Here is a 25,771-nt window from a genome sequence, read left to right as displayed (position 1 = left end):
TATCTACCTATCAGACCCTGGAACTCCTCAAAGGCAACCTTTCAGCAGAGTTGCGGCGCACGGAAGTTCGTTGACGAGTTTGCCTGTCAGCAGCAGCCTGTATGTTCTTTTCTGAATCCGCGCTGGGTGTCGTGACAGTCGAAACGGCACTCACGCCAGTCCAGCCAATACCCTTCAAGACATACTCACCGCCCAATGCATTGGCCTCACTGACGACTTGAAGATTGTAAAGACCGGCCTTTATAGCACTCGGTAAATTTTCACTTCCGAGCTTAATAAGTCCTTCGTTGATAAGGGCGTTACCCTCATTGGTTATGACACCCACGGCGAGGTCGTGCCCAATTGCTCTCAAACCGTTAGGAAGATCCTTCCAGTGTGCGACGAGGTCTCCATGTTTGCTTCCGTAATAACTGGCTGGAACTATCGACGAAGCGAGCACGCTCGTAGTGATGACGCCTTTGATCGCGCCATTGACCATGGGAAACACCCCTTCCGGCAAACTGTCGGCCAAAACATTCTCTAACACGCCCTCGACTACATTGTTGATCACACTGCCGCCGCTATCGACGAGTTGCGATACAACCGTGGCGTCTCCGTTATATTGAATCTTGGGACCAATGGGGCTGAACAACCTTGTGCCGAGCTCGCCGGAAAAATCTTTGGAAACACCAACCAATACGGCTAACGGGTCGGAAAATATAGCGGTTGTATAACCAATTGCGAAGCCAGGTAGGGCACCTGACGCGAACGCTACGGCTCGACCGAGACTCGAACCAGAATCGGGATAATAAGAATCATACGCCAGCTTCGCGAGTGAACCTCCCGAGTAAGCCCAAGACACGCCGTTTAGATTCGCTGAGAGAGACATCAAGACGCTTTTCGAAGCGCCACTTAATACAGCGCCTGCTGCCTTGCCGGCACCGTACCTTATTAGCCCTTTTACCGCCCCGCGCGCGCCCGCAGTCAACGCGGCCTTACCATATTCAAACCGGGTAACCGGGTGGGTGACAGGCGTTTCCTCCAGCCCTTGAGCGTCGACGAAGCCGATCGGATTCCCCCCCACCATCCGATACAGATTCAACCCGTCGTGCGTACCTCCCGGATCCACACTTAGCCAACGCTGGCGCCACGGCATGTAATAGCGAAACCCGTAGTAATACAGTCCGGTTGCATCCCGCTCCTGCCCGGAATAACGCACCGTCCGGTAACTCGCCTCGACTTTGTCGCGCCCGGCGTACCAGGCGGTACCGCCGTAAGGATAGTAACTTTCCTGGCTGATAAGCCGAGCATCGGCATCAAGCTCCAGACTGTTGGAGTTGAGATGATTCGTCAGAGTGTAGCGAGCTTGATCGTCGGGAATGCCCACCGGTCGACCTTTTTCCCAATGCAGAATCTGCACGGTGCAGCGCCCGGCCGCGACGCTGATGACGTGCAAAATTTCTTCCGGCGTTGTACGAATTTCCACCCCGGACAAGTAGCGGGTTTCATGGGTACGGGTTCGGCGGGAGCTGTAAGCCGTGCGAATTTTTCGCACGCGCTGCCCCTCGCCATCATAGATATAGCGCTCCGCGTCGTTGGGTTCTGCATTGCGAATCACTTGATCGACCTGGCGTAACTGGTCACGTCCGTTCCACAACAGGTTCTGACCTTTTTGCAGGACATTGAGATTGCCATTGCCGTCGTACCCTGCGGCGATATCACCCTCTCCCGGACGCACATCGGCCGCGGTATACGGCAAACTGCGGTTGCTATAGGCGGCGACAGCGGTGCGCTCTGTGCGTTGACCGCTGTCAGCAATGTGCTGCAGCGTCAGTAGATTGCCGCCGGCGTCGTAATCGAACGTCTGCTGATAGTTTTCCAGTTGAGTGGAATCCGGTGGCGATATGAACTCCGGCAACTGTGGCCCACCCAACGCGTTGACGCATTGCCGGCCAGTGGCCGCGATCAATTCATAAAGCGTGTTATAGCGGTAGGTATTGAGAGGAGCGACACGCTGATTGCGGAAATAACGGATCGGCTGGGCAGCATCGCTGATGCTGAGAAGGTTACCCACTGCATCATAGGCGTAGTTCAGTTGCTGTAGCGGCGGTTCGTTGGCAACTTGCGCGATCAAGCTGATGATCTGTCCACTTTGCGTATCAAAAACACTGCGCGTTACGACCCCGTTTCCCGCCGATTGCTGCTCGATCTGACCAGTGGCGCTGTAGCGAATGTCGCTCACCAATGAGGTATAACCGCCAGCGCCAGACAACTTCAAACAGGTTTCGAATAGCTCCCCTGCCCGGGTCTGACGCAGTAATTGTTCATTGCCCAACGCATCAATATGGCGGATCTGCTCACCCGCCGCGTTATAACTGTTACGCGTGGTCGCGCGTTCAACTTCCAACAGGACGTCGCGCCCGGCGGGATCTTCCGGCCAGTCGGGCAACTCCAGCGCGTCGAGAAACCGCCGCGTCTGCGCAAGTGGCGAACCGAAGACACTGCACTCATCGAGAGAACGTGTACCCGCCCCGTCATCATGACGAATCAGTTGCCCGCTAACGTTGTGCAGGGCGGATTCGGCGCTTGCGTCGGCCCAGCCATAACATTCGCTGCGCCGGATCTCCTCACCCGCCTCCTGCTCAAAAAGGAACGCTGGCCGCAGCAACTCATCGTAAGCCACGCGGCGGTGATTAAGCTTCTGACCCCAGCTTTCCAGCGCCTGGCCGCTGGCGCCGGCCAGGCTCAGACGCCAACCGGCGTCAGCGTTGACCGACAGCAACGAGGTGCCGGACAAGCTGGACAAGGTCGTCTGGTTAGCAGGCTGCGTGGAGTCATTTTGAAACAGCGTAAACAGTCGGGGATCGCGGCTATGGCAGGTGCGGGTTTGCCGTTCATAAATGTTTTGGGTGATACGGGCCTGAGGCGCATCCGTCTCCGATTGCCGGCAATAGGCAACCGAGCGAACGGCCATACCGCTGGAGTCGATCACAGCGAGTGCGGGTGTGCAACGATCCATGTTCGCCATCCCTCAGGTTTGGTTCGCCCGCGTGACACGTGGCAGGCACGAAGATTTGTGCATCCTTTATTCGCCGTTACATCGTCCACGTCAACTGTCAGAACTGTCAGGTACCGACGCAAAACACCTGTGCCTGGATTATTGGCAGCAGCTAAACCTGGATCATCAGGCAAAGGTTCCATAGCTTACCGGCGCCCTTTCGCTCCGTGCAGATCGTTTCAGTAATTTTTGCAGACCCGAGTTAATGTTGCCTTTGTAGGCCATGCGCGCGACTAGAGGCACGGCCTTTGCGACAAAACTGATAACGCCCTGTGCTAGCGTGCCTAGCCCACTACTTGGCAGTAGCCGATCCGCAACTCGAGACAGGAAATCAACAAAAGTACGTGTAGCCGTATCCCCGATCAATTTAACAGGGGTTAATTGAAGTGCTCCTCCCTTGGCAGGTTTATAGGTGGAGTCCTGAGAAAAATAGCTGCGCGTCAGACTATTCGCGACGCCAATTGCTCCCCTTGTGGCCGCTGAAAAAGGTACGTTTTGAATAGCACCATTCACGTTTAGCAACGTTGGATTATTGAACAGTTGGGCATCCAGGAGCCTGAAGCTTCCCAACGTCAAGACAGTTGCCGCTCTTTCGGAGTATCTCGCCCTTATTGGAGGTGTCCCTTTCCAGGCGTTGCCTGGAAGTAGCCCGTCAAACATTTGAGAAGAGAATTCAAGACTGAAGTTACCCGCCAGTTTGGGAATCTCCAGGAGCGCATCCACATTTACAACGGGATTCAAGAAGTGTCCCGCTAAAACAGGCAGAACCGAGGCTCCAGCACCCACAATCACGCCAGCCGTTCGCCCCATATACTTCTTTAGCGAACTGGTTTCTTCTGTTTCCTGATCCTTGGCCGCCGCCATCCCGACTATCGCACCATTAACCAATGCGGAGGCTGCGCCGACCCCGGTTATCAGCCATTGGTACGGAGGTAGGGTGCCAAACGCGACAGTAAGCCCATACTCCACAGTTGCCCCAATAAACTGGGAAGTGAAATTAAGCGCCCCGGCGCCTGCCGCGGCTTTGACCGTATCCCAACGTGACAAGCCCTTTACATCGACATACCTCACAGGATTACCCGCGACCATGCCGTACAGATTCAAACCATCCTCGATACCCACCGGATCCGCACTGGCCCAACGTTGTCGCCAGGGAATGTAGTAACGCCGACCAAAGTAATAAAGCCCCGTTGCGTCACGCTCCTGGCCTGAGTAACGAAGGGTTCTATAGCTGGCCTGTATTCTGTTCGCTCCCGCCCACCACGCCGTTGCGCCGTAAGGGTAATAGCTCTCCTGACTGATCAGCCCTCCGTCACCGTCCAGTTCCAGAGTGCTGGAACTCAAATGATCCAACAGGTTGTAGCGATGTTGATCCGGCGGATTGTCTGTGCTTCGTACCTGCTCCCAATGCAAAACCTGAACTCGGCAACGTCCAGCCTGGACACTGATTACGTGCAGCGTTTCTTTGGGGCTTGTGCGGATTTCCAGTCCAGGCAGATAACGCGTTTCATGAGTCAGGGTGCGCTTGGACGTCACTGTGCTACGGATCTTTCGTACGCGCTGCCCGGTACCGTCATAGACATAGATTTCGGCATCATTCGCGGCCTCCTCCCGGATGACCTGATCCACTCGACGCAATTGGTTTTGCTTCCCCCAAAACAACGTTTGCCCACGTTGCAATGCCTTGAGGTTGCCATTGCGGTCGTAGCTCTGACCGATAACCTCTTCAGTCGGTGGCAAATCATTTACAAAAGGCAGGCTGCGGTTATTAAGTGCGGCCACAGCGGTACGCTCGGTACGGCTACCGCTGTTGGCGTGGTGCAACAAAGTGTGCAAGTTGCCGCCCGCGTCGTAGTGGAAATCCTGTGTGTAGTTTTCCATTTGGTTCGCATCAGGCAGTGAAACAAACTGAGGGAGCTGAGGGCCACCGAGAGCACTGATTTTTTGTCGCCCGGTTGCGCTGATCAATTGACCCAAGGTGTCATACCCATAGGTGCTGGTAGCGGCGACGCACTGGTTGCGAAAGTACTGAACGCCAAAGGCTGCATCAGTGATTCTGACGGGGTTACCAACGGGATCGTAGAGGTAATGAAGATCCTGCAAGGGCGTGGTATTCGCAGCGTGCGTCCTCAGCCTGATCAAGCCGCCGTCCGCCGGTTCGTAACAACAGATGGTCACCAAAGCATTGGCGTTGGTCTGCTGTTCGATTTGACCGGCGGCGCTGTATTGGATATCGCGAAGCAGCGTAAGCGGATTGCCCGAGCCCGCCATTTTCAAGCAGGTTTCATACAACTCGCCGGCCTTCGTCTGACGCAGGATTTGCTCATTGCCCTTGGCATCCGTAAGGCAAATTGGCTCGCCGACAGCATTCAGCGCTGATTTCGAAGTGGCGCTTTGCGGTTCGAGCAAAAGATCCCGTGCGTTTTCTTCACTTGGCCAGTCAGGCCGTTCCGGTGAATTGAGAAACCGCCGCGACTGCTCAAGCACTGTTCCGGACACGCCAAATTCACGGAAATGCAACGTTCCAGCCTCGTCATCGTGACGAATCACCTTGCCGCAACAATTTCTGGCAGCAGACGCCGGACTGGCATCCGCGTAAGTGAACCAAGCGGTACGGCACTCTGCCTCGGAATGAGCCTGATCAAAAATTTGCTCGGGTCGCAAAAAATCGTCGTAAACCAGACGCCTTTGGTGACCTTCCTGATCGCAGTGATGGACGGCGTGCCCGGCTTCGGCAAGCAAATTCAGTCGGAAGCCGGCATCGTTATTGTCAGATAACAACGGGGTGCCCGAGAGGCTGTACAGCATGCGCTGACTGGCGACTTCAGAATGACGCCCCGCCATCAAGAAAAGGCGCGGATCACGTATTCGCGACACACGCCCGGCAGGGTCAAACATTTGATGGGTAATGCGCGGCTCGGCCGGATCCGTCGGAGCGCGCCGATGATAAGCGACCTTGCGCAGCAACCGACCGCAAGGGTCAATGGCGCTGAGCACTGGTGTCTCTCGATGCATGGAGCACGACCCCGACGTGGATATCGAGGTCGTTATTGAGCAATGGCGTCAGTCAAGTCAACTGTCAGAAATTACAGGTACGCCGCCGACTGCCCTGTTTTCAGGCCAATAGCTCCTGAATTTTCTCCTGCAGGACATCCAGATCAAACGGTTTTTCCAGAATCGGCGCCTTGCGCGTGATCGGGCTGCCGGTTTCGCGGATCTCCTGCGGGTAACCGCTGATGAAGATCACTTTTAGATCCGGTCGCAATTTGACGGCTGGCTCGGCGATCTGCACGCCGGAAATACCGCCAGGCAGACGGAAGTCAGTGATCAGGACATCCAGATGCGGCTTGCTCGCCAGAATCTCGAACGCCTGCTCGCCGCTTTCCGCTTGCAACACCCGGTAACCCTGGCCCGACAGGTAATCGGTCAGGACCATCAAGATAACCGGTTCGTCCTCGACGACGAGTACTACATCTTGTGCATCTACGCTCATGGGAAGCCTTTGTTCGGTCAATAGCTGCTGATACGACCGTGCGGTCAATCAGAGGTTGCGTCAGATTTGCCGTTTTCCTCGATCGGCAGACAAACGCGAAACAGGGCGCCCTCGTTGATTTCACTCTCGACGACGATGGAGCCGCCATGGGCGGCGACGATCTGCTCGGAAATGAACAGACCCAGTCCGAGCCCGGCGACTACCGTCTTGGCGGACACCCGTTCGAACTGTTGGAAAATTCGCTTCTGATTCTCGGCGCTGATGCCGATGCCATTGTCCTCGACTTCGATGCGCGCCTCATTGCCTTCGCGGTAAACACGCACCTTGACCGGGCTGCGACCACCGTAACGCAAGGCATTGGTGATCAGGTTCGACACCACTTGCTCGATACGGAACTCGTCCCAGTGACCTTCGACCGGCTCTGGCGCCGTGAACGATACTTCGGTTTCCGCCGCGTCAATCTGTTGCGCAAAGTTCTGCAACAGATTGCTGACTAACTGCACCAAGTCGAAACGGTTAGGCCGGATCGACAACTTGCCGGTGCGAATGCGCGAAACATCGAGCATGTCTTCGATCAAGCGGATCAGGCTTTTGATCTGCCGCTCGTCGCGATCGACCATGGCGTGCATCTTGTCGAGGGTGAACGCCGACGCGTTGTCCCGTGCCAGGTGCATCTTGCGCAGCTGCGTTTCGAGTATCAGGCCATTGAGCGGCGTACGCACTTCGTGGGCGACGATTGACATGAAGTCATCGCGCATCCGCACCGCCTGCTCCAGCTCCGACTGAGTGCTCTGCAACTGTTGCAACAGCGCTTCCTGCTCCCGACGGGCCTGCTCCAGCGCTTCGACCTGCTGTTTCATCGCCTTGCTCTGGCGGTACAGATCGACGAAAACGTTGACCTTGCTTTTCACCGCATGGATATCCAGCGGCTTGTGCAGGAAGTCGACCGCGCCGCTCTCGTAACCCTTGAACGCGTAGTTCAATTCACGACCGGCGGCGCTGACGAAGATAATCGGGATGTTCTTGGTTTTCTCGGTGCCGCGCATCAACTCGGCGAGTTCGAAGCCGTTCATCCCCGGCATCTGCACGTCGAGGATGGCCATGGCGAATTCGTGCTGCAGCAGCAACGACAACGCTTCGTCCGCCGACAACGCCTTGTAGACGGTGCGGTCTTCGCGTTTGATCAAGGCTTCGAGCGCCAGCAGGTTTTCCGGCAGATCGTCGACGATCAGCAATTTGGCTTGAATATTACTCAGCATGCGATTCGTTCCAGCTCGACAAGCAGACGGCCGATGCCGTTAAGGGTTAGGACATGATCGGGCTGCTGAATGTTCAGCGCAGCCTGAGGCATGGTGGCGACTTGCGCCTCTTGCGGATCCTGGACAATGGTCAGGCCTCCGCGACGTTTGACTTGCGCCAGCCCGCGCGCACCGTCGTGATTGGCGCCGGTCAGCAATACAGCGGCCAGCTTTGAGCCGTAGGCATCAGCGGCGGACTCGAACAGGTAATCAATCGAAGGCCGCGAGTAATGCACACGATCCTCAAGGCTCAGCGACAGGCTGCGATCCTGCTCCACCGACAGGTGATAGCCCGGCGTGGCGAAATACACGGTACCGGCGGCAATGTCCTGCTTGTCGATCGCCTCGTGCACCGGCATGTCCAGACGCCGCGCGAAGACTTCGGCCAATTGGCTGCGACGCTCTTCGGGCAAGTGCAGCACAACGATAATCGGCAGCACAAACCCGCTGCGCAGTGGGCCGAGCACGCTCAGCAACGCCTCAACGCCACCGGCGGAAGCACCGACCACAATCGCCTCGACGCGAGGTAAAGCCACGGCCTCGTTCATGTTTTGCGGTAAATCCGTTCTTGTTTGACCAACGGCTCGAACTGATTGGCATAGCTGGAAAAATCCAGCGTCTCTTTACTGCCGAGCACCAGAAAACCACGATGGCACAGCGATTCATGGAACAGCCCGAAGGCGCGATCCTGCAACTTCTTGTTGAAATAGATCAGCACGTTGCGGCAAGAAATCAGTTGGGTTTCGGAGAACACGCTGTCGGTCGCCAGGCTGTGGTCGGCAAACGTCACGTTCTCGCACAGCGTTTTGTCGAATATCGCGTAGCCATACGCGGCAGTGTAGTACTCGGCAAATGAACGCTGACCGCCGGCCTGCTGGTAGTTGGCGGTATAGGCACGGACGTTCTCCATCGAGAAGATGCCCTGCTTGGCCTTGTCCAGCGAGCGCGGATTGATGTCCGTGGCGTAAATGATCGTGCGATCGAGCAGGCCTTCTTCGCGCAGCAGTATCGCCATCGAATAGACCTCCTCACCCGTGCTGCAGCCGGCGATCCAGATTTTGATCGACGGATAGGTGCGCAGCAACGGCACTACTTCCTTGCGAATCGCGAGGAAGTGCGAAGGATCACGAAACATCTCGCTGACCGGGATCGTCAGCAGTTGCAGCAACTGCATGAACGCGGTTGGGTCGTGCAGCACCTTTTCCTGCAACGCCGAAATGGTCGCGCACTCGAACTGGCTCAACGCGTGCTGCACCCGGCGCTTGATCGAAGCGCCCGAGTAATCGCGAAAATCGTAGCTGTACTTGAGGTAGATCGCCTCAATCAGCAAACGTAATTCGATTTCGCTGTTTCGTTCGGCTGGACTGCTGCCTTCCACTAAATACGTTCCATCTTCGGTAACCACACACGAATCAGCGAGAACAGGCGATCCAGGTCAATGGGCTTGGCCAGATAATCGTTGGAACCCGCTTGCAGGCAGCGCTCCTGATCGTCCTTCATGGCCTTGGCCGTCACTGCAATGATTGGCAGCTTGCGCCAGCGCGGATCCTTGCGGATTTCAATGGTGGCTTCGAAACCATCCATTTCCGGCATCATCACGTCCATCAACACCAGATCGATGTCCTCGACTTCATTCAGTTTTTCAATCGCTTCACGGCCATTACGGCCGATCACCACGACTGCGCCTTTTGTTTCCAGAGCACTGGTCAGGGCGAAAATGTTGCGTACATCGTCGTCCACCAGCAGGATCTTGCGACCCTCGAAGACCTTGTCGCGGCTGCGCGCGGTCTTGAGCATCTTCTGCCGTTCATGGGACAACTGCGATTCGACTTTGTGCAAAAAGAGTGTGACCTCGTCGAGCAAACGCTCAGGCGAACGCGCACCCTTGATGATGATCGAGCGCGAATACTTGCGCAGATCGGCCTCTTCATCGCGGGTCAGGTTGCGCCCGGTGTAAACGATCACCGGCGGGAACGAGCAGATATCCTCAGTGGCCATGCGTTTGAGCAGATCGTTGCCAAGCATGTCTGGCAGCTTCAGGTCGATGATCATGCAGTCGTAAACCGTCTCGCGCAGCCGCTCCAGGGCGTCTTGCGCCAGACCGACGGCGGTGATTTCGATGTCCTCGTCGCCAATCAATCGCGCGATGCTTTCGCGCTGCAAATCGTCGTCTTCAACCAACAGCACGCGTTTGACCTTTTGCGTCAGCTTCGCTTCGAGACGCGCGAACACGTCTTTCAGCTCTTCGCGGGTGGTCGGTTTGACCGCGTAACCGATGGCGCCCATGTGCATCGCGGCTTCAACGCGATCTTCGACCGAAATCACGTGCACCGGGATGTGGCGGGTTTCGGCGCGCTCTTTCAGACGCTGCAGGACAGTGAGACCCGAGTGATCGGGCAGGCGCATGTCGAGCAGGATGGCGTCCGGAATAAACTCTTTCGCCAGGTCATAGCCTTCATCCGCGCCGTGAGCAACCAGGCACTGATAGCCCAACTCGTGGGCCAGGTCATAAAGGATATGGGCGAAATTCGGCTCGTCTTCCACCACCAGAATGCAGCGTGTGGCGAACGGAGCTTTATCGCGGTCATCGGCGAAGCGCGGAATGTGAACCGGGGCCAATGGCGAGACGATCGGCGCCAAAGGTACAGGCGCGGTCGGCGCTGGCGGCGTAAACGTTAAAGGTGCAGTCGAGATTTCGCCCGATTCGCTGTACTGCAGCGGCAGCAACAGGGTGAACACACTGCCCTGCCCCGGCGTGCTGCTGACGCTGATCGAACCGCCCAGCAACGTTGCCAGATCGCGGGAAATCGACAGGCCCAACCCGGTGCCGCCGTACTTGCGGTTGGTGGTGCCGTCGGCCTGACGGAACGCTTCGAAAATGCTTTCCTGCTGATCCGCCGCGATGCCGATCCCCGAATCACGTACAACAAACGCGATCTGGTCATTCGGCTGGCCGGCAATGGTCAGGCTGACCGCGCCTTTCTCGGTGAACTTGACGGCGTTGGACAGCAGGTTTTTGATCACCTGCTCCAGACGCTGCCGGTCGGTGAACATCATGCCTGGCGTGCCCGGCTGCAAATCGACGGTGAAGGTCAGCTGTTTGTCTTTGGCCATCGGCTCGAACACCCCACGCAGGCCATCGGCCAGACGCGCAACACTGGTGTTCTCCGGGATCACTTCAAGCTTGCCGGCCTCGACCTTGGAAATGTCCAGAATGTCGTTGATCAGGTTGAGCAGATCGTTGCCGGCCGAATAGATCGACTCGGCAAACTTTACCTGTTCGGCGCTGAGATTGTCCTGCGGGTTTTCCGCCAGCAGTTTGGCCAGGATCAACGAACTGTTCAGCGGCGTGCGCAGTTCGTGGGACATGTTGGCGAGGAATTCGGATTTGTATTTGCTTGAACGCTGCAACTCTTCGGCGCGCTCTTCGAGCTGTACCTGCGCCTGATTGAGGGCGGTGTTCTTCTCATCCATGGCGTCACGCTGCTCGGCCAGGGTCTGCGCCTGTTCGGCGAGCTGCTCGTTGGTTTGCTCCAGCTCGACTTGCTGGGTTTCCAGATGCGCCTGGGATTCCTTGAGAATCCGCGATTGTTCTTCCAACTCTTCGTTGGCGGTTTTCAGCTCTTCCTGCTGCACCTGCAACTCTTCGTTGAGCTGCTGGGTCTCGGCCAGCACTTCCTGCAAACGCTGACGGTAACGCGCGGCCTCGATGGAGGTACCAATGTTGCCGGCGATCAACTCCAGCAATTCGATGTCGCGGTCATTGAGCGGGCGCAGGAAACCGAGTTCGATCACCCCATTGACCCGATCATCATCGCTAGTCGGAACCACCAGCACACTGTGCGGCAAACCCTCACCCAGCCCGGAGCTGACTTTGAAATAGTCGACCGGCACTGAATCCAGACGAATCAGGCGCGCCGTTTGTGCCACTTGGCCGACGATGCCTTCGCCGCTGTAAATCGATTGATCCTGTTCTTCCTGCTCGCGGGAGAAGCCGTAAGTGGCCACGCGTTTGAGCCCGCCGTGTTCTTCACGGACATAAAGAGCGGCTACGGCGGTACCGAGGTATTGCGCGCAGAACTGCAGAATGTTGCGGCCCAGCAGATTGAGCGTCAGTTGCCCCAGCACTTGCTCGGCCAGTTCGGTCTGACCGTTGCGCAGCCATGCCTGCTGCTCCAGACGTTCGGCGCTGGCCTGTTGTGCGGCGAGATTGGCGCTGTAGTTTCCCGACAACGTCATCAGGTCACGACGGCCAATGTAGGCCAGCAAACCACTGATACCGGCGATAAACAGCAGGTACAGGCTGATGCTCCAGATCGTCGTACGGCGCACGTCCTCATTACGCGTAGTGCGCAGGACTTGCTCGGTTTCAATCACGTCTTCGAATTGCTTACGGATTTCGTCGGTCAGGCGCTTGCCCCGCCCAGCCTTCACCGCGCCCCGATAATCGCCGCTGGATCGCTGCAGATCGATCATGGATTGCGCGTAATTGGCCCATTCAGTCTGCAAGGCCTCAAGGCGACGCAAACGATCGGTTTGCACCGGGTTGTCGATGGTCAGTTCGGTCAGGGTTTTAAGCGCCACGGCGATGCGCGGCTTGGCCGTCTCGTACGGATCAAGGAAATGCTCGTCACCGCTGAGCAGGAAGCCGCGCATGCCGGTTTCCAGGTCAACGGTGAGTTTCACCGCTTCGTTGGCGTTATTGATCACCCGGTCGGTGTGTTCCACCCACTGGATGACCGACAGCAAATAAGTGATCAGCGACACGAAAAACACGGCACTGAGCACACCGACGCCCAGCGGCAGACCGATGTTGCGGCTCAGAAGTTTGCGAAACCGTTGCTCATCAACCGAAGACGGAGTGGACATGGGGCAGCCTTGTCGAACTGTTGAAAACCCGAGAGTTTGCCCCAAAACCCCGGCATGGATCCATTTTTCTCATCGTTTCTGGCGCATTTTTCTACATTTGTCAGCGCTTCACAGCGACCAACCGGTATCCTTGCCGCTATTCTTTTTTGTATCCGTTCGGGAACTTGTGGCTACGCGCCACTTACTCATGCAAGAGCCCGGCATTTTTGATCGACCGGCGCCCCCGAACTCACCCCTTGAGAGCCTTTATTATGCCCGCCACCTCCGCCACCATCCTTGTCGTAGAAGACGACGACATCGTGCGTATGCTCATCGTCGATGTGTTGGAGGAACTGGAATTCAGTGTGCTCGAGGCGGACGGCAGCGAGCAGGCGCTGGAGAAACTCGGGGATAGCGGTCAGCACATTGATCTGATGATGACCGACGTTGGTTTGCCCGGCATGGACGGCAAGCAACTGGCCACTGAAGCGCGCAAACTGCGCCCTTCTCTGCCGATCCTGTTCGCCAGCGGCTACGCCGAAACCATCGAGGTTCCGGCGGACATGCACGTGATCGGCAAACCCTTCTCGATCGATCAACTGCGCGACAAGGTCAAGGCTGTCCTCAACCCGGGCAACTAAGACCCGGGCTGGCTGTGGTTTAATTGCGCCCCGTTTTTGGCCACAGCCCGCCTCAAGGAAATACCCGCATGCACCAGCCCCACCCCACCAAAGTCCTGGTTATTGGCTACGTCTGGCCGGAACCACGCTCTTCGGCTGCCAGTGGGCACGTCATGCAAATCCTTGAAACGTTTTTGCAGCAAGGTTGGGAGATCACCTTCAGCAGCCCTGCCGGCCCTGGCGAGCACAAGGCTGATCTGGCCGAACTGGGCATTCGCGAAGTGCCTATCGAGCTGAACAGCAGCACATTCGATACCTTTATTACTGAGCTCGCGCCGGATATCGTCCTGTTTGACCAGTTCATGATGGAAGAGCAGTTCGGCTGGCGTGTTGAAAAGCACTGCCCTGATGCCTTGCGCGTACTCGAGACCTCCGACCTACAAAGCCTGCGGCATGCCCGTCATCAGCGTCTTAAAGATCGCCTGAAGGCCAGCGCCGACGAAAACGACTTCAGCGAACTGTTCGCGCCGGCGCTGCGCGAAGAGTTTGATCTGATGGCCAACACCGATCTGGCCAAACGGGAAATCGCCTCGCTGTATCGCTGCGACCTGAACCTGATGATCTCCGAAGTGGAGATCCAGCTGCTGCAAGACCAGTTCGGCTTGCCGGCAGATTTGCTGCACTGGTGTCCGCTGATGATCGATCCGCCGACTGCCACACCTCGGACTTTCGATGATCGCGAACACTTCCTGAGCATTGGCAACTTCCGTCACGCGCCCAACTGGGACGCGGTGCTCTGGATGAAGTCGACCGTCTGGCCCTTGATCCGCGCGCAATTGCCCAAGGCGCAACTACACCTTTATGGTGCCTACACGCCGCCGAAAGCCACGGCGCTGCACAATCCTGCGCAAGGCTTTCATGTGATGAACTGGGCAGAGGATGCGTTGCAAGTAATGTCCGAGGCCCGCGTATGCCTGGCGCCGCTGCGTTTCGGCGCCGGGATCAAGGGCAAACTGGGAGATGCAATGCTCTGTGGTACGCCAAGCGTAACCACGCCGATTGGAGCGGAAGCCATGCACGGCGATCATTCGTGGCCAGGGGCGGTCAGTGTTTCGGCGCAAGCACTGGCGGAGGAAGCGGTTCGGCTATACCGCGATGAGGCGCACTGGCAAAAGGCGCAATCGGCGGGATACTTATTATTAGCGGATCGTTATCAACACGCTGTTCACGGCCCGGCACTGATCAACAAATTACTGCATTGCACAAACAACTTATCGCAACTTAGAACCAACAATTTCACTGGCAGCATGTTGCGCCATCACTTGCACAAGAGCACTCAATACATGTCGCAGTGGATTGAAGCAAAGAACTCGAAATAACCGCAACTCACACACTTCGCATTACTCCGACGCTTGGCGCAGCCTGCGCCAAGCCTTATAAAAACCCTGCACTTTTCGCACTAATGCAACCAGCATTAATGTGCGACTTAAACAACCCACCGATGCAGGGACGCAAACACATGGACAATTACCCAAACAAAAACTGGATGACTGCAACACGAGAAGTTGATCGACTCACGCTTAGCGAGTTGACGCTACCCGGTACTCACAACGCCGGTTGTGACTGGCAAGCATCCTATGCACTGATACCGGGAAAACACTGGCTTGCCTGTCAGCACCAGTCTTTCGCCAGCCAGCTGAATCACGGTTCCCGGGCGCTGGATGTGCGCTTGTGTTACGACGCCGGGGCCAAGGAGGGATTTGATCGTTTCCGCTTTCACCATAACGAATATCTGTCGTCGCGCACCCTGGAAAACCTCGTCGTAGATGTCTGGGACTTTCTGTCCGTCAATCCTGACGAGTTTATTATTCTCGACTTCAAAAACTTCAAAAATGGCAAAGGCGCGTTTGATTTCGCCTTGTTCAACAGACTGATCGTGCAAGCGCTGGGGCCGCGCATGATTCCTGCCCGTAACAAGCACCTCACGCTTGGCGATCTGAAGAGAATCAGCCCGCTGCAACGTGTGCTGGTCTGTGCGCCTCGATACAGCGAGCTCGACGCCAGCCTGTTTCATGACGAAGTGCAAAGTAAATGGTCTGGGCTGTCCACCCCGAATGTCAGTGACCTACGCAATTTCATCACTGACGTGATGAGCAATCCGCTTGGCGATTACAATAACTGGACACTTTCCGCCACCTGTTACAGCGGTACGGGCGGCCCTGTTGATATACACAAAGACCTGGATTTAATGTTTGACCCGCAAAAAAGTGACTGGGCGCGAAAGTGCAACATCATTAATGTCGACTTCATTGAAGAATCACAGATCGTTAACTTCTGCCGAGTCGTCAATCTGCTCAAGGGACGTTGAGCGCTAGCCGAGTAATATTAGATCGCTATATTTGTGCAGATATGTCAAACACTGGCAAAAGTACTGACAGGCTCTAAGCTGGTTCATGAAATCCGGTAACCACCGGGAAACGGCGGATGTGCAACACCGTCACATCCGCATCATGAATGTATTGCGCCATGGAATGGTGTGATAACAACGACAAGGATGGCTCATGAACAGCATTGCAACAGGCGTACTCGACAAAAACACCTGGATGGGCAACGTACTGGATATCGGGCGGCTGAGGTTGACCGATATCGTCTGGCCCGGCACACATAACAGCGGCATGGATCGCAAAGCCCCCGATTACGACAGCGTATTCGGCAACTGGACAACCTGCCAGAACGATTCCTTTGCCTGGCAATTGGCCAATGGCGCGAGAGCGTTTGACCTTCGCCTCGGCTACACCGCTCACTGGCAACAGCCGCAGTTCTACTGCCACCACAACGGCTATTCATCCGGTCGCACCCTCGATGAACTGATGACGGCGCTCACCACGTTCCTTGATCGGAATCGCGATGAATTCATCGTGCTCGATTTTCATGAGTTGGGCGACGCTGAAAAGCCGTTCGATTTCCAGCGCTTCAATGACCTGATCATGGCGCGCCTCGGCTCGCGCGCCATATCGCCCTCGGACAGCCTGCTAACCATTGACCAGTTGAAACGCAACAGCACGCAACGCCGCATCATCATGGCGGCACCCGCCAAACGTGAGCTGGACGAGGACTACTTCTGGTTCCGGATCAAACACAAATGGAGCGGCAAACGCTTCACCGATACCACGGATCTGCAAACCCACATCCGCACGTCGCTGGAAGGCGCACCCTATCCCTTGTCACTCTGGTCGCTATCGGCGACCAGCTATTCGGTGCTCGGCGGCCCGCAGCGCATCAAGAACCACATCAACGACTGGTTTGACACCACGCGCGACTGGGTCACCCGTTGCAGCATCATCAGCACTGATTTTTTCGAGGAGTCAGACATCGTCCGCCTGTGCTGGAGCGCCACCAGCATGAAAGCGGTTTACGGCGAGGCACTGCATTCCAGAATCCAGGCAAATCCATGACACGGGTAGTAGAACCCGGGCAGAAAGGGGCATGATTGGCGTGCGATAACAAAAAAAGCGCCCAGCCATGTCCCGAACAGCCCGAGTGACCGACCCCTCTTACGAGTTGATGGATGACCACAACGGGTTGTCCATCATTTACCGCCAGCACGGTTTCCCTTGCCCATTGGTGCGTTGGCATTTTCACAAGGAATACGAACTGCACCTGATCGTCGCCAGCTCGGGCAAGGTATTCATTGGCGATTACATTGGTAACTTCTACCCGGAGACGCTTTTTCTCACCGGCCCGAATCTGCCGCACAACTGGATCAGCCAGGTCGCGGAGGATGAAGTCGTGGAGAAGCGCGACATGCTGGTCAATTTCACAGACGACCTGTTCGAAAGCGGCAATCAGATTTTCGCCGAGCTGAAAACTCTGGCGCCGTTGCTGGAGCGTGCGCAGTACGGCATCGAATTCCGCTGCAAACGCACCATTCGTCAAGCCATGACATTGATGCAACGAATCGCTGACACCAAAGGCATCACGCGGCTCGGGCATTTTTTCATTCTGATGGAGCTGCTGGCCGCCAGTGATGACTTTCAGTTGCTGTCCGGCGCGACGACCCCGCAACTGGCTGACGAGCACAACATTGATCGCACCAACCGCGCAGTCGATTACATCTTCACGCACTACGCCCGTGAGATAACGCTGGAAGAAGTCGCCGAGCATCTGGGCATGAAACCGACCTACTTCAGCCGGGTGTTCAAGCAAGCCACGGGGCGCAATTTCATTGAGTTCGTCAATCGACTGCGCATCAGTAAATCGTGCGAGTTGCTGGCCGATGGCGATAAACCGGTGACGGAGGTGTGTTTCGAGTCGGGGTTCAACAATATCTCCAACTTCAATCGGCGTTTTCAGCAACTCAAAGGCATGACGCCGTCGCACTATCGCCGCCTGGCGGTACAGCGCCTGACCGAACAAAACCACGGCTGACACCAACATTCCCTTGTAGGAGTGAGCCTGTTCGCGATTGCGGATTATCAGCAAAGATATAAGTGACTGACACACCGCTATCGCGAGCAGGCTCACTCCTACAGTTCCTGGTTAAACCTGTACACATCCGATCGAGCCGCACCGCTGAAAACCCCTTCCCTGCGTTTACCCCTTCAAACCCCAGTGCAAAAAAGTATCGATTCCAGTGCTAGGGATGATTTGTCAGCCCGGCCATTGAAGGCTGTAATCAGTGCACATTCTTCCTGCAGTCGGAAGACACAAAAACAATAACTGTCCTTCTGCCCCCGCCGGGCGCAGAAAAGGAGTGCACGATGCAACCCACTGCAAAAGCTCTGCTTGCCCTCACCTGCATGACCCTCAGCAGCGTCAGCCTTGGCGCCCAGACCCTGACCATCGCCACCGTCAACAACAGCGACATGATCCGCATGCAAAAACTCTCGAAGACCTTCGAGACCGAGCATCCGGACATCAAGCTCAATTGGGTGGTGCTCGAAGAAAACGTCTTGCGTCAACGCCTGACCACCGACATCGCCACCCAGGGCGGCCAGTTCGACGTGCTCACCATCGGCATGTACGAAGCTGCACTGTGGGGCGCAAAAGGCTGGCTGGAGCCGATGAAAGATCTGCCGGCCAGTTACGCCCTCGACGATGTGTTCCCGTCAGTGCGTGAAGGTTTGTCGGTCAAGGGTTCGCTGTACGCCCTGCCGTTCTACGCCGAAAGCTCGATCACCTATTACCGCACCGATCTGTTCAAGGACGCCGGGCTGACCATGCCGGAGCGGCCGACCTGGGAAGAGATCGCCGGCTTCGCGGAAAAACTCACCAACAAGGATAAAGAGCAGTACGGCATCTGCCTGCGCGGCAAGGCCGGTTGGGGCGAGAACATGGCGCTGATCAGCACCGTCGCCAACGCTTACGGCGCGCGCTGGTTTGATGAGAAGTGGCAGCCGGAATTCAACGGCCCCGAATGGAAAAACGCGCTGAACTTCTACGTCGACACCATGAAGAAGTCCGGCCCGCCGGGCGCTACAAGTAATGGTTTCAACGAAAACCTCGCCCTGTTCAACAGCGGCAAGTGCGCGATCTGGGTTGATGCCAGCGTCGCCGGCTCGTTCGTGACCGACAAGACTCAAAGCAAAGTGGCTGATCATGTCGGCTTCACTTTCGCCCCGCATCAGGTGACTGATAAAGGCTCGGCGTGGCTGTATTCGTGGGCACTGGCAATTCCGACCAGTTCCAAGGCGAAAGACGCCGCGAAAGAATTCAGCGCCTGGGCGACGTCCAAAGAGTACGGCGAACTGGTCGCCAAGACCGATGGCATCGCCAACGTTCCACCGGGTACTCGCGCCTCGACCTACAGCGATGCGTACATGAACGCCGCGCCGTTCGCCAAGATCACGCTGGAATCGCTGAAGGCTGTCGATCCGAGCAAACCGACGCTGAAACCGGTGCCGTACATCGGCATTCAACTGGTGACCATTCCTGAGTTCCAGGCGGTGGGCACCCAGGTCGGCAAGCTGTTCTCGGCAGCGCTGATCGGCCAGACCACGGTGGATCAAGCCCTCGCTGCCGCGCAGCAATCCACTGAACGCGAGATGAAGCGCGCCGGTTATCCAAAATAGTTCCCGCCTTCCCGTAGGAGCAAGGCTTGCCCGCGAATGCCGCGCTGCGGTGTAGCAGACAAGCCGAGTTGTAGCCGTTCGCGAGCAAGCTTTGCTCCTACAAGTGCACCCAATCGGTTGTGATCGCCATGAATACTTCAACTGCCAAAGCCCACATCGACTTGTCCCAGCCGCAGCGCAAAGTGCGCGTGCGCAATCCCGGCTGGTTTCTGGTCAGCCCTTCGGTGGCCCTGTTGCTGCTGTGGATGATCGTGCCGCTGGGCATGACCATTTACTTCTCGCTGATCCGCTACAACCTGCTTTACCCCGGTGAAAACGAATTCGTCGGGCTGGAGAATTTCACTTACTTCCTGACGGATTCGGGGTTCATGCCCGGTGCGACCAACACCTTGTTGCTGGTCGGCAGTGTGTTGCTGATCAGCGTGGTGCTCGGCGTGCTTATCAGTGCGCTATTGGAAGCGAGCGAATTTCTCGGTCGCGGCATCGTGCGCGTCATGCTGATTTCGCCGTTCTTCATCATGCCCACGGTCGGTGCGCTGATCTGGAAGAACCTGATTTTCCATCCGGTCTCGGGGATCCTCGCCTACATCTGGAAACTGTTCGGCGCGCAACCGGTGGACTGGCTCGCCCACTACCCGCTGCTGTCGATCATCATCATTGTCTCGTGGCAGTGGCTGCCCTTCGCGATCCTGATTCTGATGACCGCCATGCAGTCCCTTGACCAGGAACAAAAGGAAGCCGCGCGCCTCGACGGTGCCGGGCCGATCGCAATCTTCTGGCACCTCACGCTGCCGCATCTGGCACGACCGATTGCCGTGGTGGTGATGATCGAAACGATCTTCCTGCTGTCGGTGTTCGCCGAGATTTTCACCACCACCAACGGCGGCCCCGGCTATGCCTCGACCAACCTCGCTTACCTCATTTACAACCAGGCGCTGGTGCAGTTCGACGTCGGTATGGCCTCGGCGGGCGGCTTGATTGCCGTGGTCATCGCCAACATCGCCGCGATCATTCTGGTGCGGATGATCGGCAAAAACCTGACTGACAAAGCCTGAGGCCCGCCATGACTCTTCAACAATCCCGCCGGCTGCAAAGCCTGCTGCTCGGCACCCTGGCCTGGGCCATCGCGATCGTGATTTTCTTCCCGATCTTCTGGATGGTGATGACCAGTTTCAAAACCGAAATCGACGCGTTCGCCACGCCGCCGCAGTTCATCTTCACGCCGACGCTGGAGAACTACCTGCACATCAACGAACGCAGCGACTACTTCAGTTTCGCCTGGAACTCAGTGGTGATTTCCTTCAGCGCCACCGCGCTGTGCCTGTTGATTGCGGTGCCGGCGGCGTACTCGATGGCGTTCTACGAAACCCAGCGCACCAAAGGTACGTTGCTGTGGATGCTCTCGACAAAAATGCTGCCGCCGGTGGGCGTGCTGATGCCGATTTACCTGTTGGCCAAGACGTTCGGCCTGCTCGACACGCGCATCGCACTGATCGTGATCTACACGCTGATCAACCTGCCGATCGTGGTCTGGATGGTTTACACCTACTTCAAGGACATCCCCAAAGACATCCTCGAAGCCGCCCGTCTCGACGGCGCCACGTTATGGCAGGAAATGGTGCGTGTGCTGCTGCCGATCGCCAAGGGTGGCCTCGCCTCGACTATGTTGCTGTCGCTGATTCTGTGCTGGAACGAGGCGTTCTGGTCGCTGAACCTGACCTCGTCGAAAGCCGCGCCACTGACCGCGTTGATCGCCTCGTACTCGAGCCCTGAAGGCTTGTTCTGGGCCAAGTTGTCGGCAGTGTCGACGCTGGCCTGTGCGCCGATTCTGATCTTCGGCTGGATCAGCCAAAAACAACTGGTGCGCGGCCTCTCCTTCGGCGCCGTGAAATGAATATCTCTGTAGGAGCATGGCTTGCCAGCGAAGGCGTCCATGAAATCGCCTTCGCCGGCAAGCCGTGCTCCTACAAAAAACCAATAATAAATGGCGGAGGCCCATCATCATGGCCAACCTGAAAATCAAGAATCTGCAAAAAGGCTTCGAAGGTTTTTCCATCATCAAAGGCATCGACCTTGAGGTGAACGACAAGGAATTCGTGGTCTTCGTCGGCCCGTCCGGTTGCGGCAAGTCCACCCTGCTGCGCCTGATCGCCGGGCTGGAAGAAGTCAGCGGCGGCACCATCGAACTCGATGGCCGTGACATCACCGAAGTCAGCCCGGCCAAGCGCGATCTGGCGATGGTGTTCCAGACCTACGCGCTGTACCCGCACATGACCGTGAAAAAGAACATGTCGTTCGCCCTCGATCTGGCAGGCGTGCCGAAAGCCGAAGTCGAGAAGAAAGTCGGCGAAGCCGCGCGCATCCTCGAACTCGGGCCGATGCTTGAGCGCAAACCGAAACAGCTCTCCGGTGGCCAGCGTCAACGTGTCGCGATTGGCCGCGCTATCGTGCGCAACCCGAAAATCTTCCTCTTCGACGAACCGCTGTCCAACCTCGACGCCGCCCTGCGCGTGCAAATGCGTCTGGAACTGTTGCGCCTGCACAAAGACCTGCAAGCGACGATGATTTACGTGACCCACGATCAGGTCGAAGCGATGACCATGGCCGACAAAGTCGTGGTACTCAATGGCGGCAAGATCGAGCAGGTCGGCTCGCCGTTGGATCTCTATCACCAACCGGCCAACCTGTTCGTCGCGGGCTTCCTCGGCACGCCGAAAATGGGTTTCCTCAAAGGCAAGATTGCCCGCGTCGATGCGCAGAGCTGCGAAGTCTCGCTGGACGCCGGCACCCGCGTCACCTTGCCGTTCAACGCCGCCAACCTCAGCGTCGGCAGCGCGGTAACCCTAGGCATTCGCCCGGAACATCTGGAGCTCGCACAACCGGGCGACTGCACCCTGCAAGTCACCGCCGACGTCAGCGAACGCTTGGGCAGCGACACCTTCTGCCACGTCACCACCAGCGCCGGCGAAGCCCTGACCATGCGCGTGCGCGGTGATCTGGCCAGCCGTTACGGCGAGCAACTGAGCCTGCACCTCGACGCCGACCACTGCCATTTATTCGATGCCGAAGGCGTGGCGCTGACCCGTCCCCTGCGTGCCGCAGCCTGATTTTCAAGAGACTTGCCCAATGAAACTCAACCAACAGAATCTCCACGGCCTGGCGCGCGAAGTAAAACTGCCGGCCTACAACCTCGGCGACACCCGCCAGGGCATCGCCCACATTGGCGTCGGCGGTTTTCATCGCGCGCATCAGGCGTACTACACCGATGCGTTGATGAACACTGGCGAAGCGCTCGACTGGGCGATCTGCGGCGTCGGCTTGCGCGGTGAAGACCAGCGTGCCCGCGACGATCTCAAAGAGCAGGATTACCTGTTCACCCTGTTCGAACTGGGTGACAGCGACGACACCGAAGTGCGGGTGATCGGCTCGATCCGCGACATGATGCTGGCGCAGGACAATGCTCAGGCGCTGATCAACAAACTCGCCGATCCAGCGATTCGTATCGTCTCGTTGACCATCACCGAGGGCGGTTATTGCATCGACGACAGCAACGGCGAATTCATGGCACATCTGCCGCAGATTCAGCACGATCTGGCGAATCCGCAATCGCCGAAAACCGTGTTCGGTTTCCTCTGCGCGGCGCTGGCCAAACGCCGTGGGGCGGGTACTGACGCGTTTACCGTAATGTCCTGCGATAACTTGCCGCATAACGGCGCGGTAACTCGTAAAGCACTGCTGGCCTTCGCGTCCTTACTCGACGCTAATCTGTGTGACTGGATTGATCAAAACGTCAGTTTCCCCAACGCCATGGTCGACCGCATCACGCCGATGACCAGCACCGCGCATCGCCTGCAACTGGCCGACAAACACGGCGTGGACGATGCCTGGCCGGTGGTTTGCGAACCGTTTGTGCAGTGGGTGCTGGAGGACAAATTCGTCAACGGTCGGCCGGCGTGGGAAAAGGTGGGCGTGCAGTTCACCGACGACGTTTCGCCGTACGAAGAGATGAAGATCAAACTGCTCAACGGCAGTCATCTGGCGCTGACGTATCTGGGGTTTTTGAAGGGTTATCGGTTTGTCCACGAGACCATGAACGACCCGCTGTTTGTGCGTTACATGCGCGCTTATATGGATCTGGACGTCACCCCGCAACTGGCGCCGGTGCCGGGCATTGATCTGAGTGAATACAAGGACACGCTGGTCGCGCGGTTTTCCAATCAGGCGATTGCCGATCAGCTTGAGCGAGTGTGTTCGGATGGCTCGTCGAAGTTTCCCAAGTTCACCATACCGACGATTAACCGGTTGATTGCCGATGGTCGCGAGACCAAACGTGCGGCGCTGGTGGTGGCGGCCTGGGCGTTGTACTTGAAGGGGGTCGATGAGAATGGGGATACCTATTCGATTCCTGATCCACGGGCGACGTTTTGTCAGGCGTTGGTGGCGGATGATGGGTTGATGACTGAACGGTTGTTGGCGGTGGAGGAGATTTTCGGCACGGCGATACCGCGTTCGACGGCGTTTGTGGCGGCGTTTGAGTGGTGTTGTGAGAGTTTGCGAGAGGTGGGCGTGACGCGGACTTTGCAGCGGATTCTGGACTGAAAAGCCCCTCACCCTAGCCCTCTCCCGGAGGGAGAGGGGACTGACCGAGTGGTTTGTAAAAGCTCCGTCGACCTGAAAGTCCGGCGTCGAACTCAAGCTTTGAACAGCCTCTGAGTGAGATATCCGGAGTCGACCTTGCTTCTGAAAAGCCCCCGATCGGCTCCCTTTCCATTAAAAGATGGATCCGGAGTCGACCTTGCTTCCGAAAAGCCCCCGATCGGCTCCCTTTCCCCTCGCCCCCTTGGGGGAGAGGGCTGGGGTGAGGGGGTAAGCTCTTGATCTTCACCACACCCCGAGTGGTCCACACATGACAACCCAAAACCTCTTCCTCGGCATCGACTGCGGCACCCAAGGCAGCAAAGCCATCATCCTCGACGCCGCCAGCGGTCAAGTCCTCGGCCAGGGCGCCGCCAATCACACGATGATCAGTGGCGCCAACGGCCGCCGCGAGCAGCACACAGATCAATGGCTGGAAGCCTTCGCCCTCGCCACCCGCCGCGCACTCCTCGCGGCAAACGTCGATGGCCAATCAATCGACGGCATCGGCGTCTCCGGCCAACAACACGGTCTGGTACTGCTCGACGACCAAGGCCAGGTTCTGCGCCCGGCCAAGCTCTGGTGCGACACCGAAACCAGCGCCGAAAACGATCGCCTGCTCAAACATCTGGGCGGAGAAAAAGGTTCGCTGGAACGCCTCGGCGTAGTCATCGCGCCGGGCTACACCGTGTCTAAATTGCTGTGGACCAAAGAACAGCATCCCGACGTGTTCGCCCGTATCGCACGCATCCTGCTGCCCCACGATTACCTCAACTTCTGGCTCACCGGCCGCGCGTGCAGCGAATACGGCGACGCCTCCGGTACCGGCTATTTCAACGTGCGCACCCGTCAGTGGGATTTGCAGTTGCTGCGCGACATAGACTCCAGCGGCCGCTTGCAAGCCGCGTTGCCCGAACTGATTGACGCCCACCAAGCCGTCGGCACCATCCTGCCGTCGATTGCTGAGCACTTGGGCATCAACCCCGCTGCATTGGTCGCAAGCGGCGGCGGCGACAACATGATGGGCGCGATCGGCACCGGCAATATTCAGCCCGGCGCGATCACCATGAGCCTCGGTTCATCCGGCACGGTCTACGCCTATTCCGACGTACCGAAAGTCAGCCCCGACGCCTCCGTCGCCACGTTCTGCTCGTCCAGCGGCGGCTGGTTGCCGCTGATCTGCACCATGAACCTGACCAACGCCACCGGCGCGATACGCGAGCTGTTCGACGTTGATCTCGAACGCTTCAACGACCTCGTCGCCCAAGCCCCGATCGGCGCCGACGGGGTGAGCATGCTGCCGTTCCTCAACGGCGAACGCGTCCCCGCCCTGCCCCACGCCACCGGCAGCCTGCACGGATTGACCATGGACAACCTGACCCAGGCCAATCTGTGCCGCGCCGCCGTCGAAGGCACGACCTTAGGTTTGCGTTACGGGCTGGATTTGCTACGGCAGAATAGTTTACAAAGCCGCAGCATTTGCCTGATTGGCGGCGGCTCGAAAAGCGCGGTGTGGCGACAGATCGTCGCCGACATCATGAACACCCCGGTGATCTGCACCGAACACAGCGAAGCCGCTGCCCTCGGCGCGGCGATTCAAGCAGCGTGGTGCAAATCCTGGTCGAATGGCCACGAAGAAACGTTGGCCGATCTGTGCCAGCGTTGCGTCAAACTCGATCCGAGCAGTGAAACCCTGCCGATCGCCGCCAATGTCGCGGCGTTTCAGCAGGTCTATGAACGCTATCAACAGCATGTCGCAACCCTATAAA

18 protein-coding genes are annotated in these 25,771 nt (G+C 57.4%); 11 read left to right on the top strand and 7 right to left on the bottom strand.

Features of this window, described 5'->3' with window-relative positions; all coding sequences use genetic code 11:
- Window positions 1-10 precede the first annotated feature (10 nt).
- From AD669_RS11910 to AD669_RS11880, 7 genes are all read right to left on the bottom strand, one after another.
- Window positions 11-2,998 carry an RHS repeat-associated core domain-containing protein gene (locus AD669_RS11910; protein ID WP_053119912.1) on the bottom strand — a complete coding sequence of 996 codons (2,988 nt, stop codon included), beginning with the start codon at window positions 2,996-2,998 and terminating at the stop codon, window positions 11-13.
- Between the two features lie 165 nt (window positions 2,999-3,163).
- Entirely contained in the window at window positions 3,164-6,034 is a 2,871-nt protein-coding gene (locus AD669_RS11905; RefSeq protein WP_256218849.1) for an RHS repeat domain-containing protein, read from the bottom strand.
- Between the two features lie 118 nt (window positions 6,035-6,152).
- On the bottom strand, window positions 6,153-6,530 hold the full coding sequence (locus AD669_RS11900) for a response regulator (RefSeq protein WP_053119909.1): 378 nt from the start codon (window positions 6,528-6,530) through the stop codon (window positions 6,153-6,155).
- Window positions 6,531-6,574: 44 nt separating this feature from the next.
- Window positions 6,575-7,789 (bottom strand): hybrid sensor histidine kinase/response regulator, encoded by a 1,215-nt coding sequence (locus AD669_RS11895; RefSeq protein WP_053119907.1) that lies wholly within the window; start codon window positions 7,787-7,789, stop codon window positions 6,575-6,577.
- On the bottom strand, window positions 7,783-8,376 hold the full coding sequence (locus AD669_RS11890; RefSeq protein WP_053119905.1) for a chemotaxis protein CheB: 594 nt from the start codon (window positions 8,374-8,376) through the stop codon (window positions 7,783-7,785). The genes AD669_RS11895 and AD669_RS11890 overlap by 7 nt, the downstream gene beginning before the upstream one ends.
- The gene (locus AD669_RS11885) at window positions 8,373-9,206 is read right to left on the bottom strand and encodes a protein-glutamate O-methyltransferase CheR (RefSeq protein ID WP_053119903.1); all 834 of its coding nucleotides are present in this window, start codon (window positions 9,204-9,206) and stop codon (window positions 8,373-8,375) included. The genes AD669_RS11890 and AD669_RS11885 overlap by 4 nt, the downstream gene beginning before the upstream one ends.
- Window positions 9,206-12,697, bottom strand: coding sequence for a response regulator (locus AD669_RS11880; protein ID WP_053119900.1), 3,492 nt, complete (start codon window positions 12,695-12,697; stop codon window positions 9,206-9,208). Before AD669_RS11880 ends, AD669_RS11885 begins: the two co-directional genes overlap by 1 nt.
- 251 nt (window positions 12,698-12,948) lie before the next feature.
- Between AD669_RS11880 and AD669_RS11875 the strand changes: the two genes are divergently transcribed.
- The 11 genes from AD669_RS11875 (at window position 12,949) to xylB (ending at window position 25,770) form a co-directional block, all read left to right on the top strand.
- Window positions 12,949-13,317 (top strand): response regulator, encoded by a 369-nt coding sequence (locus AD669_RS11875; protein WP_053119898.1) that lies wholly within the window; start codon window positions 12,949-12,951, stop codon window positions 13,315-13,317.
- A gap of 68 nt (window positions 13,318-13,385) precedes the next feature.
- Window positions 13,386-14,675, top strand: coding sequence for a glycosyltransferase (locus tag AD669_RS11870; protein ID WP_053119896.1), 1,290 nt, complete (start codon window positions 13,386-13,388; stop codon window positions 14,673-14,675).
- 140 nt (window positions 14,676-14,815) lie between these two features.
- Entirely contained in the window at window positions 14,816-15,664 is an 849-nt protein-coding gene (locus AD669_RS11865; RefSeq protein WP_053119894.1) for a phospholipase, read from the top strand.
- A 193-nt stretch (window positions 15,665-15,857) separates the two neighbouring features.
- Window positions 15,858-16,751 carry a phospholipase gene (locus tag AD669_RS11860; RefSeq protein WP_053119892.1) on the top strand — a complete coding sequence of 298 codons (894 nt, stop codon included), beginning with the start codon at window positions 15,858-15,860 and terminating at the stop codon, window positions 16,749-16,751.
- A 67-nt stretch (window positions 16,752-16,818) separates the two neighbouring features.
- Window positions 16,819-17,724, top strand: a complete 906-nt coding sequence (locus AD669_RS11855; RefSeq protein WP_053119890.1) for an AraC family transcriptional regulator — start codon at window positions 16,819-16,821, stop codon at window positions 17,722-17,724.
- A gap of 332 nt (window positions 17,725-18,056) precedes the next feature.
- Window positions 18,057-19,367, top strand: a complete 1,311-nt coding sequence (locus AD669_RS11850) for a sugar ABC transporter substrate-binding protein (RefSeq protein WP_053119888.1) — start codon at window positions 18,057-18,059, stop codon at window positions 19,365-19,367.
- 128 nt (window positions 19,368-19,495) lie between these two features.
- Window positions 19,496-20,422, top strand: coding sequence for a carbohydrate ABC transporter permease (locus AD669_RS11845; RefSeq protein WP_053119886.1), 927 nt, complete (start codon window positions 19,496-19,498; stop codon window positions 20,420-20,422).
- 8 nt (window positions 20,423-20,430) lie between these two features.
- Complete coding sequence (locus AD669_RS11840) at window positions 20,431-21,261, top strand: carbohydrate ABC transporter permease (RefSeq protein WP_053119884.1); 831 nt, start codon at window positions 20,431-20,433, stop codon at window positions 21,259-21,261.
- Between the two features lie 109 nt (window positions 21,262-21,370).
- Entirely contained in the window at window positions 21,371-22,474 is a 1,104-nt protein-coding gene (locus AD669_RS11835) for an ABC transporter ATP-binding protein (RefSeq protein WP_053119882.1), read from the top strand.
- Between the two features lie 19 nt (window positions 22,475-22,493).
- Entirely contained in the window at window positions 22,494-23,966 is a 1,473-nt protein-coding gene (locus tag AD669_RS11830) for a mannitol dehydrogenase family protein (protein ID WP_053119880.1), read from the top strand.
- A 307-nt stretch (window positions 23,967-24,273) separates the two neighbouring features.
- Window positions 24,274-25,770: a xylulokinase gene (gene xylB, locus AD669_RS11825; protein WP_053119878.1), complete on the top strand. Its 1,497-nt coding sequence runs from the start codon at window positions 24,274-24,276 to the stop codon at window positions 25,768-25,770.
- Window position 25,771 lies beyond the last annotated feature (1 nt).

The sequence above is a fragment of the Pseudomonas sp. P1.31 genome (assembly GCF_001269815.1).
GTDB classification, from domain to species: domain Bacteria; phylum Pseudomonadota; class Gammaproteobacteria; order Pseudomonadales; family Pseudomonadaceae; genus Aquipseudomonas; species Aquipseudomonas rustica.
The sequence above is the reverse complement of the archived record's forward strand: the minus strand, read 5'-3'. Positions and strand labels throughout refer to the sequence as shown.